A 317-nucleotide genomic window follows, 5' to 3' on the forward strand; every position below is an offset into this window, starting at 1 on the left:
GATTACCGAAGTAGGTACAAAAGTTCTATCAAGCAATCAACCAGCAGAAGGAGTAAAAGACCTAGTTTTAGAAATTCCGAAACTAGAAATTGAAGAGGATACAGTGGCCTTCAAACACCAAGAACGTCCAAATCCAAATCTCCCAGTCGGTCAACGTCAACTTGTCCAAGCAGGAGTTGAGGGACAAATTCGTCGCTTGGTTGAAGTAGATAGTCAAGGCAATCGTACTCTTCGTTCAACAGAAGTTCTCAAGAAAGCTGTTCCAGAGATTACCGAAGTAGGTACAAAAGTTCTATCAAGCAATCAACCAGCAGAAG

General features: G+C 42.0%; 1 protein-coding gene. It reads left to right on the forward strand.

The features are described 5' to 3' along the window. Positions 1-317, forward strand: a 317-nt coding sequence (locus ADH52_RS04810) for a G5 domain-containing protein (protein WP_049510419.1), incomplete at both ends; no start/stop codon positions are given.

Source organism: Streptococcus pseudopneumoniae, from assembly GCF_001072665.1.
Classification (GTDB): Bacteria; Bacillota; Bacilli; order Lactobacillales; family Streptococcaceae; genus Streptococcus; species Streptococcus pseudopneumoniae_S.